10 protein-coding genes are annotated in these 16854 nt (G+C 65.5%); all 10 read left to right on the plus strand.

Annotated elements, in window-relative coordinates; genetic code table 11:
• The first annotated feature begins 17 nt into the window (after positions 1-17).
• Positions 18-689 carry a type IV pilus inner membrane component PilO gene (locus tag AC1D29_RS07180; protein ID WP_477895621.1) on the plus strand — a complete coding sequence of 224 codons (672 nt, stop codon included), beginning with the start codon at positions 18-20 and terminating at the stop codon, positions 687-689.
• Positions 686-1210, plus strand: coding sequence for a pilus assembly protein PilP (locus tag AC1D29_RS07185; protein ID WP_477895623.1), 525 nt, complete (start codon positions 686-688; stop codon positions 1208-1210). The genes AC1D29_RS07180 and AC1D29_RS07185 overlap by 4 nt, the downstream gene beginning before the upstream one ends.
• Before the next feature lie 26 nt (positions 1211-1236).
• Positions 1237-3387: a type IV pilus secretin PilQ gene (locus tag AC1D29_RS07190; RefSeq protein ID WP_477896203.1), complete on the plus strand. Its 2151-nt coding sequence runs from the start codon at positions 1237-1239 to the stop codon at positions 3385-3387.
• A 29-nt stretch (positions 3388-3416) separates the two neighbouring features.
• A complete protein-coding gene (locus tag AC1D29_RS07195) occupies positions 3417-6842 on the plus strand; it encodes a beta strand repeat-containing protein (RefSeq protein ID WP_477895625.1) in 3426 nt (1141 codons plus the stop codon).
• 17 nt (positions 6843-6859) lie between these two features.
• Positions 6860-7399 (plus strand): shikimate kinase, encoded by a 540-nt coding sequence (locus AC1D29_RS07200; RefSeq protein WP_477895627.1) that lies wholly within the window; start codon positions 6860-6862, stop codon positions 7397-7399.
• Positions 7400-7436: 37 nt separating this feature from the next.
• A complete protein-coding gene (gene aroB, locus AC1D29_RS07205; protein WP_477895629.1) occupies positions 7437-8531 on the plus strand; it encodes a 3-dehydroquinate synthase in 1095 nt (364 codons plus the stop codon).
• A 5-nt stretch (positions 8532-8536) separates the two neighbouring features.
• Entirely contained in the window at positions 8537-9667 is a 1131-nt protein-coding gene (locus AC1D29_RS07210) for a deoxyguanosinetriphosphate triphosphohydrolase (protein WP_477896205.1), read from the plus strand.
• An 84-nt stretch (positions 9668-9751) separates the two neighbouring features.
• Complete coding sequence (locus tag AC1D29_RS07215; RefSeq protein ID WP_477895631.1) at positions 9752-10453, plus strand: REP-associated tyrosine transposase; 702 nt, start codon at positions 9752-9754, stop codon at positions 10451-10453.
• Positions 10454-10582: 129 nt separating this feature from the next.
• On the plus strand, positions 10583-15340 hold the full coding sequence (locus AC1D29_RS07220; RefSeq protein ID WP_477895633.1) for a glutamate synthase-related protein: 4758 nt from the start codon (positions 10583-10585) through the stop codon (positions 15338-15340).
• An 11-nt stretch (positions 15341-15351) separates the two neighbouring features.
• On the plus strand, positions 15352-16827 hold the full coding sequence (locus AC1D29_RS07225; protein WP_477895635.1) for a glutamate synthase subunit beta: 1476 nt from the start codon (positions 15352-15354) through the stop codon (positions 16825-16827).
• Positions 16828-16854 lie beyond the last annotated feature (27 nt).

Below are 16854 nucleotides of genomic sequence, written 5' to 3' on the forward strand. Positions count from 1 at the left end.
CGACGATGGCCACCTCCATGCCCAAGTTCGACCTGAACACCTGGTTTGCGGAATTCAGCGGTCAGTTCCGAGGACTCAATCCCAAGGAGCCCGGTCAATGGCCGTTGGCGCCCAAGCTCGCAGCGTCGTTTGCCGTAATGGTGGCGGCCATTGCCGCCGGCTATTTCTTTGTGCTCGCCGATGTGCAGGCTGGCCTGGAGGCCGAACGCGACCGCGAACCGCAGTTGCGCCAGGACTACAAAGGCAAGCTGGCCCAAGCTGTCAACCTGCCGGAGCTGCGCAAGCAAAAGAGCCAGGTTGAGGAATACGTGACCCAGCTCGAGAAGCAGTTGCCTGGCAAGGCCGAGATCGATTCGCTGCTGTCAGACATCAGCAGCGCCGGCGTCGGCCGTGGTCTGCAGTTCGAGTTGTTCCGCCCAGGCCAGGTGCTGGTCAAGGACTATTACGCGGAACTGCCGATCGCCTTGCGCGTGTCCGGCCGCTATCACGACATTGGCTCCTTCGCGGCAGACGTGTCCAACCTGTCGCGCATCGTCACGTTGCACAACCTTGTCGTCTTAGCACCCAGCGCGCGTGAGCCTAATGCCATCCTCAGCATGGAAGCCACGGCGCGCACCTATCGCTATCTCGACTCCGCCGAGGTGGCTGAACAAAGGAAGGCTGCGGCCAAGGCCGGAGGCAAGAAATGAGGCGCCTGCTAATTCCCGTCGCCGCCACGGTGGCGCTGGCCGGTTGCGGCAGCGACATCGACGAACTGCGTCAATGGATGGAGCAGGAGCGCAAGGAGGCCAAGCCTACCGTCACGCCGCTGCTGCCGCCGAAGAAGTTCCTGCCCCAGCCCTACGAATCGGGCACCGGTGTGGATCCCTTCAGCACGCAGAAGCTCAGCGTCGCGATCAAGCAGGAAGCTGCGCAGCCCAATTCGCTGCTGACGGCGGAGATCAATCGCCGCAAGGAGCCGTTGGAGGCCTATCCGCTGGACAACATGTCCATGGTGGGCAGCCTGACGCGCGAGGGACGGCGCTATGCACTGCTGCGCGTCGACAGCTTGCTTTATCAGGTCAAAGCCGGGGACTACCTCGGCCAGAACTTCGGTCGCATCACCAAGATCAGCGAGACCGAGATCACGTTGCGAGAAGTCGTCCAGGACGCTGCGGGCGAGTGGATTGAACGCACCAGTACCCTCCAGCTACAGGAGCAGGGACGATGAACAGGACATTGCAGGAGAGCAAGCCGATGGGCCGTGGCTGGTTGCTGGGATTCGCACTCGCGTGGTTGGCAGCGCCAGCCGCGTGGGCGCAAACGCAGATACGCGCGATCAACACGAGTCAGCAGGCTGGTGTCGAGGTCGTGCGGATCGAGTTGAGTGAGCCGCTCGCAGCGGTGCCGACAGGCTTCACGATCCAGACGCCACCGCGCATCGCGATCGATCTGCCCGGCGTCGTCAACGGTATCGGCCGCAGCCAGGTCGACATCAACCAGGGCAACCTGCGCTCGGCCGCGGTAGCCCAGGCGGGTGACCGCGCGCGTGTCGTGTTGAACCTGCGACAGGCGACAAACTACACCGCCAAGCTGGAAGGCAACGCGCTGGTGCTCGTGCTGAGCGCCTCGGCGCCGGTGGCGCAAGCGCCCGGTGAACCAGTGCACTTCGCGCAGAGCCTGAATGCCGCGCCGCAGCCGCTGCGCGACGTCGATTTCCGCCGCGGTGCCGATGGCACCGGTCGCGTCATCGTCAATCTGCCGAGCAACCAGGTCGGCGTCGACATCCAGCAGCAAGGACAGAGTCTCGTCGTCGAGTTCCTGCGCTCCAGCCTGCCCGAGAACCTGCGTCGCAAGATCGATGTGACGGACTTCGGCACGCCGGTGCAGATGATTACGACAACGCAGACCGGCGACCGCGTGCGCATGGTCGTCGAGCCCAAGGGAAGCTGGGAGCACAGCGCCTACCAGAGCGACAACCAGTTCGTGCTCGAGGTCAGGCCGCAGAAGATCGACCCGAACAAGTTGACGCAAGGCCCTGGCTACTCCGGCGACAAGCTGTCGCTGAACTTCCAGAACATTGAAGTCCGTGCGCTGCTTCAGGTCATCGCCGACTTCACGAACTTCAACGTCGTCACCAGCGACACGGTGACTGGCAACGTCACGTTGCGCTTGAAGGACGTGCCCTGGGATCAAGCGCTGGACATCATCATGCAGGCCAAAGGCCTGGGCCTGAAGAAGTCCGGCAATGTGCTGTGGATCGCGCCCAAGGACGAACTGGCCGCCAAGGAAAAGCTCGACCTCGAGTCCAAGGCCGCGATCGCGCAGCTGGAGCCGGTGCGCACGCAGTCCTTCCAGCTGAACTATGTCAAGGCCGAGGAGATCGCCAAGGGCCTTACCGGCCAAGCGATCGGTTCTGGCGGCGGCGGCGGCGGCAGTGGTGGCGGCTCCGGTAGCGGCACGCGCATCCTGTCGCCGCGCGGCAGCGTCATCTCCGAGTCGCGCACCAACCAGCTCTTCGTGTCGGACATCCCGAGCAAGCTCGAGGAGATCCAGGCCATGATTGCCAAGATCGACATCCCGGTGCGCCAGGTGCTGATCGAGGCGCGCATCGTCGAGGCCAACGACAAGTTCGGCCGCGCGCTGGGCATCAAGCTGGGCGTCAACGACTTGCGCGGCCAGCAGGGCGGCATCCCCGGCTACAGCGTCGGCGGCGGCAACTATGTGACCGTGGGTGGCAACTACAGCGGCATCGGGTCGCAGACCAACCAAGGGGTCGCGGCGAACTACAACAACACGCAGTTCGTCAACCTGCCCGCCAACACCTCGTCCGACAGCTTCAGCAACGGCACGGCCGCGACAGTGGCGTTGTCGCTGTTCAGCGCCACGGCGAATCGCTTCCTGAACCTGGAACTGTCGGCACTGGAATCCGACGGCAAGGGCAAGGTTGTGTCCAGCCCGCGTGTCATCACGGCTGATCAAGTCAAGGCGCTCATTGAGCAGGGCGAAGAGCTGCCTTATCAGGTCGCCACGGCCAGCGGTGCGACGTCGATCGCTTTCCGCAAGGCCAACCTCAAGCTCGAGGTCACGCCGCAGATCACGCCCGAGGGCAGCGTCATCCTGAGCGTTGACGTGAACAAGGACAGCCGCGGCACGCTGACGCCCCAGGGCTACGCCATCAACACCAAGCACGTGCAGACGCAGGTGTTGGTCGAGAACGGTGGCACTGTCGTCATCGGCGGTATCTACACGCAGGACGAGGGCGAGACCGTGAACAAGGTGCCTTTCCTGGGCGACGTGCCCTTGCTGGGCAACCTGTTCAAGAACAAGACCCGTACGACCGCCAAGACCGAGCTGCTGATCTTCCTGACGCCCAAGGTCGTCAGTGAGCGGGCCACGGTGCGCTAAAGCATTCAGAGATATTCAGGAGTTCGAGCATGTTGCAAACCATCGTCACGCAGGGCTGGCGTCGCCTTGCCCAGGCTGCGTTGGGACTGGGGATGGCCGCTTTCTTGTCGGCCTGTGGCGGCGGCGGCGGTAGCGCTGGCGATTCCGTCTTCCCGGGCGGCGGTACGGGCGGTGGCACGACCACCGGTCCCACCGCGGCCGATCTTGTCGTCACGCTCAGCGGCTCCACGCTGCCGACCGATGGCACGGGTTCCGTCCTCGTCACCGTGTACGCCGTCGACGCCAAGCGCAACACCATCGCCGATGTGCCGGTGTCCGTTTCCGTCGACTCGAACGCGCTGATCTCGACGAGCGCCAGCAAGACCGACGCCACCGGCGTCGTGACCGGCTCGGTGCGCATCGGCTCCGATCAATCCAAGCGCACCATCACCGTGACGGCTGCCAGCGGTTCCATCACGAAGACGGCGCAGATCACGGTCGTCACGCCGTCGCCGACCGGTGCGACCAGCGGTCCCGCGCTGACCGTCGCGCTGTCGACCACGCAGATCACGCCTGCAGTTGGCTCCACGGTGACGATTCAGCTGAAGTCGGCCACCGGCGTGGCCATGTCCGATATCGTCGTCAGCCTGTCCACAGGTCGCGGCAACCTCGCCGACCTGTCGGTGGCCACCGTGCGCACGGACGCGAACGGCCAAGCCACGGCCCAGCTCAAGGCCAGCACGTCCGGCATTACCGGTGCCGACTACGTGACCGCCTTCGCGAGCATCGGCTCGGTCACGGTCAGCGCACAGCAGGCCTTCACGGTGACAAACGCGTTGCCGACACTGACGATCAGCCCAGCCACAGTCACGCTGCGCCTGTCGCAGCCGGCACCGCAGGTGACGGCCACACTGCGTGACGCCGCCGGCCTGCCGGTCGCCAACCAGATCGTGACCTTCTCGCCGTCGTCCATCATCAACGTGACGCCGACCCCCGACACCGCCCCGACGGATACCAACGGTATCGTGCGCAGCACGCTGAAACTGGGCACCTTTGCCGGCTCGAGCTCTTCGACCGACACGTTGCGCGTGACGGCCAACTACGCGGACCAGTTCCTGGCCAGCAATGTCATCGTGCAGATCGTCGGCGAGTCGCCGACCGCAACAATGACGCTGAGCAATTCCAACATCACCGCCTCGGCATCCTCGTCGACCGCCAGTGTGCTGGTGCGCGACGTCGGCGGCAACGCTGTGTCGGGCCAATTGGTGCAGTTCAGTTCGCAGTTTGGCCTCGTCAAGTTCGACGCGTCGACGGCGCTGACCGATGCCACCGGTGTCGCCAAGGTCACCGTGACGCCATCGACATCGACGGCCAATGGTGCTGACGTTGTCAAAGCGACGGTGACGGTGAGCGGCATCACCGCCACCGATAGCAAGCCTGTGCAGGTCGTCAGCGCGACGTCGCCCGGCACGCCGGTGCTGCAACTTGCGCTGTCATCTACCTCTGTCAGTTCGGCGGTGCCGGCCACCGTGACCGCCACGCTGACGGACTCGCGCGGCCAGCCAGTGGCGGGGCAAGTAGTCACCTTCGCCGTGATCCGGGGCCTGGGCCGTACCAATGTGGGCACGGCCCTGACCGACGCGACGGGTAAGGCAGTTGCCCTGTTGTCGCCAGCGACTTCTGCATCGGCGGGTGCCGACGAAGTTACGGCGACGGTGCAGTATGCGGGTGCCTCGCTGTCGGCGACCCAGGGCTTCCAGGTCCAGGCTACCAACGCCACCATCGTCAGCTTCACCGGTCCGGCTTCGCTGTCTGCCTATGGCCAGGACATCCTGACCCTCACGCTGACGGGCGCGGCAGTGGATTCGCCGGTCAAGCTCAGCGTGTCGTCGTCTTGCGCGGCTGCCGGCAAGGCGACAGTGTCGCCGTCCAGCATCTCGGCCACCAGCAACACGGTCACGCTGCAGTACCGCGACAACGGTTGCGGCGCCATCCAGCCCTCCGATCTGTTACAGGTCGTCGTCGATGGCACATCGACGGCCAAGCAGTTGACGTTGCCGATCGATGCTCCTGCGGCGTCCAGCATCGCGTTCATCTCCTCGGTGCCGGAGCAGATCTTCCTGAAGGGCTCGGGCTTTACCGAGTCTTCGGTGGTCACCTTCGAGGTGCGCGACTCTGCCGGCAACACCTTGCCGAACAAGAGTGTTGATCTGAAGTTGTTGACGGGCGCTGGCGGAGTGACCATGCAGGGCGGCTTGGGTGTCGGCACGAGCTACTCGACGCAGTCCAACGCGACAGGTCGCGTCTCGGTGCAGGTCAATTCCGGCACGCAACCCACCCCGGTGCGCATCCAGGCCACGCTTTCCGGAAGCACCATCAGCACGGTGTCCAGCAACCTCAGTGTGGGCATTGGCTTGCCCTCGCAGCTGAACTTCTCGATGGCGCAGCAGACGATCAACATCGAGGGATACGACATTGACAACGTGCCCAACACGTATACGCTGATCGTTGCTGACCGCAGCAGCAATCCGGTGCCGGTGGGCACGACGATCAACTTTGTTGCTGGAGGCGGCCAGATCGAGTCGAGCAAGCTGATCTCGCAGACCAACGGCATTTCGCAAGCCACGTCCAACTTCGTGTCCGCACAGCCGAAGCCGGTCGACGGCCGAGTCACGATCGTGGCCTATGCGCTGGGCGAAGAGTCGTTCATCGACAAGAACGGGAACAACATCTACGACAGCGGCGAGGAATTCCAGGACCTCGGCAACATCTTCAAGGACCGCAACTACGACGGCCTCTTCGATGCCACGTTTGACGAATTCATTGGCGTGAACCTGCCGGGCAACACCAGCAGCGCCTGCGTACCGCCGACGACTGTGGCGATCTTCGGCCTAACCGCCTACACGCCGAGCGTGCCTGGTACCTGCGACGGCAAGTGGACGGGGGCAGGGCAGATCTACGTCAGGCGCGCGCTGGAGACGGTTTTGTCGACCTCCAGGGCGCGCCCACTGTGGCCCGGCGATGACTCGCGCGTGGTCAACGTGAACGGCAAGCTGCCAATGCAAACCGGACCTAGCCCCACGCAGGTGACGAACTACAACGTCGCGAACGGGGACACCATTTGCAATGCCGGCACGAGTGGCAGCTTTCAGTTGCTCGCCGCCGATGCCAACTCCGGGCTGCTGAAGTCTGGCTTGGCGCTCCCCATCGACCTCAGCGACAGCAACAACTACGTCGTGTTGCCCCGTCTCAACCCCATGCCGGCCGGAACGGTCGTCACGGCGGCCACCCCCACCACAGGGTTTTCTGTGTCAATGGCGGGTGGAACACCTGTGGCGAACACCAGTCAGGCCAACCGCGTGGGCATAGGCTACAACTTCGATACGGCGAGCACCGGCTCGGTCACGGTGACGTTCACCACCCCTCGCGGTACCGGAACGTCGTTCACGTTCACGGTAAAGAGGACTTGCCCTTAAAGCTCGCACTTGTCGGCATGCCCGGCGGTGGCAAGTCCACCGTCGGCCGGCAGCTAGCGCGCCAGATCGGCCTGCCGTTTGTCGACTCGGATCACGAGATCGAACTGCGCATCGGCGGCAGCATCAAGCTGTTCTTTGAGCAGCACGGCGAGGATGCATTTCGCGAAATCGAGACAGAGGTCATCGCCGATCTGATGCAGCGGCCCGGTGATTGCGTGCTGGCCACCGGCGGTGGCGCGGTGCTGCGCGAGCGCAATCGCGAGCTGCTGCATCAGGGCGCAACGGTGCTCTATCTGCGCTCGACGCCCGAGGATTTGTTCCGCCGCCTGCGTCACGACACGACGCGGCCGCTGCTGCAGGTGCGCGACCCGCTCGCCAAGCTGCGCGAACTGCATCAGCAGCGCGACCCGCTGTATCGCCGCTGCGCGCACTACGTGCTCGAAAGTGCCAGGCCGTCGGTGCACGCGTTGGTCAACATGGCGCTGATGCAACTGGAGCTGGCCGGCCTGCTCGACCCCACTCGGGTCGCGGCGACCGTGGGCGCCGAGCCCCAGTGACGATGGGCAGGGGAGGGCGGCTCTTACACTTGGCCGCATGCCTGCCACCGATACCGTCCACATTCATCTCGCTGACGACCGCGCCTACGACATCCGCATCGGCGCCGGTCTGCTGAACGAGGCCGCCAGCTGGCACGGCCTGCCCAAGGCGGCAACGGCCGTCATCGTCAGCAATGACACGGTGGCGCCCCTGTATGCGGAGCGCCTGCGCGAACGCCTGCTGGTTGTCTATCCCCGCGTCGACCTAGTCGTGCTGCCCGACGGCGAGCAGCACAAGGGCTGGGACAGCCTCAACCGCATCTGCGACCACCTGCTCAGTCGCGCGCTGGACCGCAGGACCGTGCTGTTCGCGCTGGGCGGCGGCGTCATCGGCGACATGACCGGTTTCGCGGCGGCCATCTACATGCGCGGCGTGCCCTTTGTGCAGGTCCCAACCACGCTGCTGGCCCAGGTCGACTCTTCGGTCGGCGGCAAGACCGCCATCAACCACCCGCTGGGCAAGAACATGCTCGGCGCCTTCTATCAACCGGAGCGCGTCATCGCGGACCTCGACGTGCTGGACAGCCTGCCCGACCGCGAGCTGCGTGCCGGGCTGGCCGAGGTCATCAAGTACGGGCCCATCGCCGACGCGGGTTTCCTGTGCTGGATCGAGGACAACCTCGACGCGCTGCTGGCGCGCGACAAGGCCGTGCTCGGCTACGCGGTGCGGCGCAGCTGCGAGCTCAAGGCCGACGTGGTCGGCCAGGATGAACGCGAGCAGGGCCTGCGCGCCATCCTGAACTTCGGCCACACCATCGGGCATGCCATCGAGGCCGGCCTGGGGTACGGCGAGTGGCTGCATGGCGAGGCGGTGGCCTGCGGCATGGTGCTGGCGGCTGATCTGTCGCAGCGCATGGGCTTGATGCCGGCTGACTTCGTAGCGCGCTTGCAGCGCCTGATCGAGCGCGCCGGCCTGCCGGTGCAGCCGCCGCGGCTCGGTGCCGAACGCTATCTGCAGCTGATGCGGGTCGACAAGAAGGCCGAGTCGGGCGCCATCCGCTTCGTGCTCATCGAGAAGCTGGGGCGCGCTGGCCTGCATGCCGTGCCGGACGCGCGCATCGTCGAGACGCTGACCGCTCACGGTGCGGCCTGATGACGATGGCGCGCCCGGCCTACGCCGCTGATCCGGCGCGCAGCCGCGGCCGCCGCCTGCCCGAGCCGGCGGCACCCACGCGCAGCGAATTCCAGCGTGACCGTGACCGCATCATCCACAGCACGGCCTTCCGCCGCCTCGTCTACAAGACGCAGGTCTTCCTGAACCACGAGGGTGACCTGTTCCGCACGCGGCTGACCCACTCGCTCGAGGTGGCGCAACTGGGCCGCTCCATTGCACGTAGCCTGGGCCTAGACGAAGACCTCGTGGAGGCCGTGGCGCTGGCCCACGACCTGGGCCACACACCCTTCGGCCATGCAGGCCAGGACGTGCTGGACGAATGCATGCGCGACCATGGGGGCTTCGAGCACAACCTGCAGTCGCTGCGCGTCGTTGACCACCTGGAGCAACGCTACCCGACGTTCGACGGCCTCAACCTCTGCTTCGAGACGCGCGAGGGCATCCTCAAGCATTGCTCGCGGCGCAACGCCCAATCGCTGGATGCGGCCGAGCCGGGTGGCATTGCGACGCGCTTTCTGCAGGGTGGCCAACCCAGCCTGGAGGCCCAGCTGTGCAACATTGCCGATGAGGTCGCCTACAACGCGCATGACGTCGACGACGGCGTGCGCTCGGGGCTGATCGAACTCGAGCAGTTGCTGGAGGTGGAACTCGTGCGCGAGCATTGGCGGGCGGCGCTGGACGCGCACCCTGGCCTGGCCGGCAAACGCCTGCTGTTCGAGACGATACGCCGCATGCTGTCGGCGCAGGTCTACGACATCATCGATGCGACTCAGGGCGCGCTGGCGGAGGCCGCGCCCGCGGATGCAGACGCCGTGCGCCGTGGCGACACGCCTCTGCTGCGTTTCAGCCTCGACATGCGCGCCAAGAGCACGGCGCTGAAGCGCTTCCTGTTCGCCAACCTCTACCGGCACCCGCAGGTCCAGTCCACCCGGGCGCGCGCAGAGCAAGTCTTGCGCGACCTCTTCGCCGCATATTCGGGCGATGCTCATGAAATGCCTGCGGATTTCGCCCAGCGTGGGGATCGTGAGCGCGCCTGCGCGGACTACATCGCCGGCATGACGGATCGTTTTGCGATCCGCGAACACCGGCGCCTGACCGGCAAGATGCTGTTCTGAGCGTGTCTGCGCATCCCTGAAAATGGGGTCGGAGTCGATTATCGTGTTGCATCGCTCTTTCGACGCGCTGACAGGAATACTCGAATGGCCCGCCTTCCCCGCCTGATCCTGCCCGGCCAGGCCCACCATGTCATCCTGCGTGGCAACAACCGCCAGGCGATCTTCTTCAGTGACCTGGACCGCCAGCAGTTGCTGGCGACGTTGGCGGAGGTTGCCGCCCAGTACCAGGTTGCCATCCATGCCTATGTGTTGATGGACAACCATCTCCACCTGCTCTTGACGCCGTCGACCGCGGAAGCCCTCAGCCGCATGATGCAGTCGCTCGGTAGACGCTATGTCGGCTGGTTCAACGCCCGGCATCAGCGCAGCGGCACGCTGTGGGAGGGTCGCTTCCGTGTCGGTCTGATCGAGGGCGAGCGCCACCTGCTCGCCTGCATGCGCTACATCGAGCTGAATCCTGTCCGTGCCGGCCTGTGCATCGAACCGGCGCAGTGGCCCTGGTCGAGCGCGGCACACCATCTCGGCTTGGCCCGCAGCCCACTGATCACCGAGCACGAGCTCTATTGGTCGCTCGGCAACACACCCTTCGAGCGGGAACACGCCTATCGGGAATTCACGGCGCAAGGCGTGTCGTCATTGGAGCAGGTGCAGTTCACCGACGGTGCATTGCGGGGCCGCCCGGTGGCGAGTGACGCCTTCCTGAAGCCGCTGGCGATCGATCACGCGCAAGTGGTGAACAAGCGGCCGCGTGGCCGGCCGCGCAAGCAGCCTCAGCAGTTCGATTAACTGTGGCCCCATTTAATATCCAGCGATCGTCGTGTGGCTAATTAATCGACTCTGACCCTATTTTAATCAAGTTGCCGCAATTGCTGCGCTGCAGTAATCTCCCGCCCTGTTGTGTTCCAGGAGGGCGCCATGAGCCACGCCGCGCAGATTCAGTCCGAGATCCAAGACCTTGCCGAACATGGGCTCTACCGGCCTGGGAATGAGAAGGACGCTTGCGGCCTGGGCTTCGTGGCCCACATCAAGGGGCAGAAGGCGCATCACATCGTCCAACAGGGTCTGAAGATCCTCGAGAACCTGGACCACCGCGGCGCGGTGGGTGCCGACAAGTTGATGGGCGACGGCGCCGGCATCCTGATCCAGATCCCGGACGAGTACTACCGCGCCGAGATGGCCAAGCAGGGCATCAACCTGCCGCCGCCTGGCGAGTACGGCGTGGGCATGATCTTCCTGCCCAAGGAACACGCCTCCCGCCTCGCCTGCGAACAGGAACTGGCCCGCGCAATCAAGGCCGAAGGCCAGGTGCTGATCGGCTGGCGCGACGTGCCCGTCGACCGCGACATGCCCATGTCGCCCACCGTGCGCGAAAAGGAGCCGGTGATCCGTCAGATCTTCATCGGTCGCGGCCCGGACATCATCGTGCCCGACGCGCTGGAGCGGAAGCTCTACGTCATCCGCAAGACCGCCTCCAGCGCCATCCAGGCGCTCAAGCTCACGCACAGCCGCGAGTACTACGTGCCCAGCATGAGCTGCCGCACGGTCATCTACAAGGGCCTGCTGCTGGCCGACCAGGTGGGCAAGTACTACCAGGACCTGTCGGACCCGCGTGTGGTGTCCGCCATCGCGCTGGTCCACCAGCGCTTCTCGACGAACACCTTCCCCGAGTGGCCGCTGGCCCACCCTTACCGCATGGTCTGCCACAACGGCGAGATCAATACCGTCAAGGGCAACTTCAACTGGATGCGCGCCCGCGAAGGCGTCATGAAGTCACCCGTGCTGGGCGATGACCTGAAGAAGCTCTACCCCATCAGCTTCGAGCACCAGTCCGACACGGCCACCTTCGACAACGCCATCGAGCTGCTGACGATGAGCGGCTACCCGCTCGCCCACGCGGCCATGATGATGATCCCCGAGGCTTGGGAGCAGCATGAGGGCATGGACGAGCGCCGCCGCGCGTTCTACGAGTACCACGCCGCCATGATGGAACCCTGGGACGGCCCCGCCGCGATGGCCTTCACCGACGGCCGCCAGGTTTGCGCCGCGCTGGACAGAAACGGTCTGCGGCCTGCGCGTTATTGCATCACCGACGACGACCTCGTCGTGCTCGCATCCGAGTCCGGCGTGCTGCCTATCCCCGAAAGCAAGATCGTCAAGAAGTGGCGCCTGCAGCCCGGCAAGATGTTCCTCATCGACCTGGAGCAGGGCCGCATCGTCGACGACGAGGAACTGAAGAACCAGTTCGCCAACGCGCGCCCCTACCGTCAGTGGATCGAGAACGTCCGCGTCAAGCTGGACGACATCGCCGTGCCCGACGCCGCGCGCCCGGGTTCGACGACGTCGCTGCTGGACCGCCAGCAAGCCTTCGGCACGACGCAGGAAGACCTCAAGTTCCTGCTCGCCCCGATGGCCGCCAACGGCGAAGAGGGCATCGGCTCCATGGGCAACGACTCGCCGCTCGCGGTGCTGTCGGGCAAGAACAAGCCGCTGTACAACTACTTCAAGCAGCTGTTCGCCCAGGTCACGAACCCGCCGATCGACCCGATCCGCGAAAACATCGTGATGTCGCTGAACAGCTTCATCGGTCCCAAGCCCAACCTGTTGGACATCAACGCGATCAACCCGCCGATGCGCCTGGAGGTCAGCCAGCCCATCCTGGACTTCGACGACATGGCGCGCCTGCGCGGCATCGAGGCGCCTACCAACGGCAAGTTCAAGCCCAGCGAGCTGGACATCACCTACCCGCGCGACTGGGGCCGCGCCGGTGTCGAGGCGCAGCTGGCCTCGCTGTGCGCGTCGGCTGTCGATGCGCTGAAGACCGGCCACAACATCCTCATCATCACGGACCGCCACCTGAGCCAGGACCGCATCGCCATCCCGGCGCTGCTGGCCTTGTCCGCCGTGCACCACCACCTGGTGCGCGAGGGCCTGCGCACGACGGCCGGCCTGGTCGTTGAGACCGGCACTGCGCGCGAGGTGCACCACTTCGCCGTGCTGGCCGGCTATGGCGCCGAAGCCGTCCACCCCTACCTCGCCCTCGAGTCGCTCGAGGCGATGAAGGACGAACTGCCGCCCAAGCTGACGGCCGAGCAGGCCCGCTACAACTACATCAAGGCGGTGGGCAAGGGCCTCTCCAAGATCATGTCCAAGATGGGCATCTCGACCTACATGTCCTACTGCGGCGCGCAGATCTTCGAGGCCATCGGCCTGAAGGCGGACTTCGTCGAGAAGTACTTCCGCGGCACGCCCACGCAAGTCGGCGGCATCGGCGTGTTCGAAGTCGCCGAGGAAGCCATCCGCATGCACGAGGCTGCCTTCGGCGACGACCCGCTGCTGGAGAGCATGCTGGACGCCGGTGGCGAATACGCCTGGCGCACGCGTGGCGAAGAGCACATGTGGACGCCGGACGCGATCGCCAAGCTGCAACATGCTTCGCGCAGCGGCAAGTTCGAGACGTACAAGGAATACGCCCAGCTCATCAACGACCAGAGCAAGCGCCACATGACGCTGCGCGGCCTGTTCGAGTTCAAGTTCGACCCGAGCAAGGCCGTGCCGCTGGACGAAGTCGAGCCGGCCAGCGAGATCGTCAAGCGCTTCGCCACCGGCGCGATGTCGCTGGGCTCCATCTCCACCGAGGCGCATGCGACGCTGGCCGTGGCGATGAACCGCATCGGCGGCAAGAGCAACACGGGCGAGGGCGGTGAAGACCCGGCGCGCTACCGCAACGAGCTGAAGGGCATCAAGATCGTCGGAGGCAGCAAGATCGGCGACGTGCTGGGCCACAAGATCATGGAGGCCGACTACGAGCTGCTGGAAGGCGACTCGCTGCGTTCCAAGATCAAGCAGGTCGCGTCGGGCCGCTTCGGGGTCACCACCGAGTACCTCGTCAGCGCCGATCAGATCCAGATCAAGATGGCCCAGGGCGCCAAGCCCGGTGAGGGCGGCCAGCTGCCCGGCGGCAAGGTGAGCGAGTACATCGGCATGCTGCGCCACTCGGTGCCGGGCGTGGGCCTCATCAGCCCGCCGCCGCACCATGACATCTACTCCATCGAAGACCTGGCGCAGCTCATCCACGACCTGAAGAACGTCAACCCCAAGGCGGACGTGTCGGTGAAGCTGGTGTCCGAAGTGGGCGTGGGCACGGTGGCGACCGGCGTGGCCAAGGCCAAGGCCGACCACATCGTCATCGCCGGCCACGACGGCGGCACGGGCGCGTCGCCCTGGTCGTCCATCAAGCACTGCGGCACGCCGTGGGAGCTGGGCCTGGCGGAAGCGCAGCAGACGCTGGTGCTGAACCGCCTGCGCGGCCGCGTGCGCGTGCAGGCCGACGGCCAGATGAAGACCGGCCGCGACGTCGTCATCGGCGCGCTGCTGGGCGCCGACGAGTTCGGCTTCGCGACCGCGCCGCTGGTGGCCGAGGGCTGCATCATGATGCGCAAGTGCCACCTCAACACCTGCCCGGTGGGCGTGGCCACGCAAGACCCGGTACTGCGCAAGAAGTTCACCGGCCGCCCCGAGCACGTCGTCAACTACTTCTTCTTCGTTGCCGAGGAAGCGCGCCAGATCATGGCTCAGCTGGGCGTGCGCAAATTCGAGGAGCTGATCGGCCACAGCGACTGGCTGGACACCCGGAAGGCCATCTCGCACTGGAAGGCCAAGGGCCTGGAGTTCGGCCGCATCTTCCACCGCCCGGTCGTGCCGGCCGACGTGGCGCGCATCCACAACGATGTGCAAGACCATGGCCTGGCCCGCGCGCTGGACGTCAAGCTGATCGAGAAGTGCCTGCCCGCCTTCGAGAAGGGCGAGAAGGTGCAGTTCATGCAGGAGGTGACCAACGTGCGCCGCACGGTGGGTGCCATGCTGTCTGGCGAGTTGATCCGCCGCAAGCCCGAGGGCCTGCCCGACCACACCATCTTCATCCAGATGGAAGGCACCGGCGGCCAGAGCTTCGGCGCCTTCCTGGCGCACGGCATCACCTTCTACCTGATCGGTGACGCCAACGACTACACCGGCAAGGGCCTCTCGGGCGGTCGCGTCGTCGTGCGCCCCAGCATCGACTTCCGCGGCGACGCGACCAAGAACATCATCGTCGGCAACACCGTGCTGTACGGCGCGACACGCGGCGAGGCCTTCTTCCGCGGCGTGGCCGGCGAGCGCTTCGCAGTGCGCCTGTCTGGGGCGACCGCGGTCGTCGAAGGCACGGGCGACCACGGCTGCGAGTACATGACCGGTGGCACCGTCGCCGTGCTGGGCAAGACCGGCCGCAACTTCGCGGCGGGCATGAGCGGCGGCATCGCCTACGTCTACGACGAGGATGGCCACTTCGCCAAGCGTTGCAACACCAGCATGGTCTCGCTGGAGAAGCTGATGACGGCGCAGGAGCAGGAAGCGGCCGTCGACAAGGCCATCTGGCACCGCACCAAGGGCGTGGACGGTGTCGACCGCGAGGCGCAGACCGATGAGGCCATCCTGCGCAAGCTGCTGGAAGACCACCACCGCTGGACCGGCAGCCAGCGCGCCCGCGACATCCTCGACCACTGGGCGGAGTCGCGAGCCAAGTTCATCAAGGTGTTCCCGAACGAATACCGCCGCGCGCTGGGTGAGCTCAACGCCGCCAAGGAAGCCGCACAAACCATTGCTCAGGCCAAGTCGCCTGAGACAGCCAAGGTCTAAGGAGTTTCGACATGGGAAAAGTCACTGGCTTCCTGGAATACGAGCGGCTCGAAGAGGGCTATGAGCCCGCGCCCGTTCGTCTGAAGAACTACAAGGAATTCGTCATCGGCCTGAACGTTGAGCAGGCCAAGCAGCAGGGCGCGCGCTGCATGGACTGCGGCACGCCGTTCTGCAACAGCGGCTGCCCGGTCAACAACGTCATCCCGGACTTCAACGACCTCGTCTACCGCGGCCGCACGGAGGACTGGAAAAACGCGATCACGGTGCTGCACAGCACCAACAACTTCCCCGAGTTCACCGGCCGCATCTGCCCCGCACCCTGCGAGGCGGCCTGCACGTTGAACGTCAATGATGACGCGGTGGGCATCAAGTCCATCGAGCACGCCATCATCGACCGCGCCTGGGCTGAAGGCTGGGTGACCGCCCAGCCGCCGAAGGTCAAGACCGGCAAGAAGATCGCCGTCGTCGGCGCCGGTCCCGCCGGCCTGGCCGCGGCCCAGCAACTGGCACGTGTGGGCCACAGCGTCACGGTGTTCGAGAAGAACGACCGTGTCGGCGGCCTGCTGCGCTATGGCATCCCCGACTTCAAGATGGAGAAGTCCCATATCGACCGCCGCGTCGAGCAGATGAAGGCCGAGGGCGTCGAGTTCCGTACCGGCGTGCTGATCGGCGCGATGCCGGAAGGCTCCAAGGTCACCAACTGGGCCAAGGAAACCATCAGTGCCGACGAGCTGAAGGCGCAATTCGACGCCGTCGTGCTGACCGGCGGCGCCGAGCAGTCGCGCGACCTGCCCGTGCCCGGCCGCGACCTGGCTGGCGTGCACTTCGCGATGGAGTTCCTGCCGCAGCAGAACAAGATCAACGCGGGCGACAAGCTCAAGGGCCAATTGCGCGCCGACGGCAAGCACGTCATCGTCATCGGCGGCGGCGACACCGGCAGCGACTGCGTGGGCACCAGCAACCGCCACGGCGCCAAGAGCGTGACGCAGTTCGAACTGCTGCCGCAGCCGCCCGAAGTGGAGGACCGCCCGCTGACCTGGCCTTACTGGCCGATCAAGCTGCGCACGTCGTCCAGCCACGAGGAAGGCTGCGAGCGCGAGTTCGCCATCGCCACCAAGGAATTCGTCGGCGAGAAGGGCAAGCTGACCGGCGTCAAGACCGTGCGCCTGCAATGGCAGGGCGGCAAGATGACCGAGGTCGAAGGCAGCGAGCAGATCCTGAAGGCCGACATGGCGCTGCTGGCCATGGGCTTCACCGCCCCTGTCGCAACCGTGCTGGAGGCCTTCGGCGTCGACAAGGACGCACGTGGCAACGGCAAGGCCGCGACGGAAGGCGCGAATGCCTACAAGACCAATGTCGACAAGGTCTTCTCTGCCGGCGACATGCGCCGCGGCCAGAGCCTCGTCGTCTGGGCCATCCGCGAGGGCCGTCAGGCGGCGCGGGCGGTGGACGAGTACCTGATGGGGGCGACGACGCTGCCGCGTTGAAGCTGCAGGTGCTTGGCCGTTGACGCG

The sequence above is a fragment of the Roseateles sp. P1_C6 genome (genome assembly GCF_056406315.1).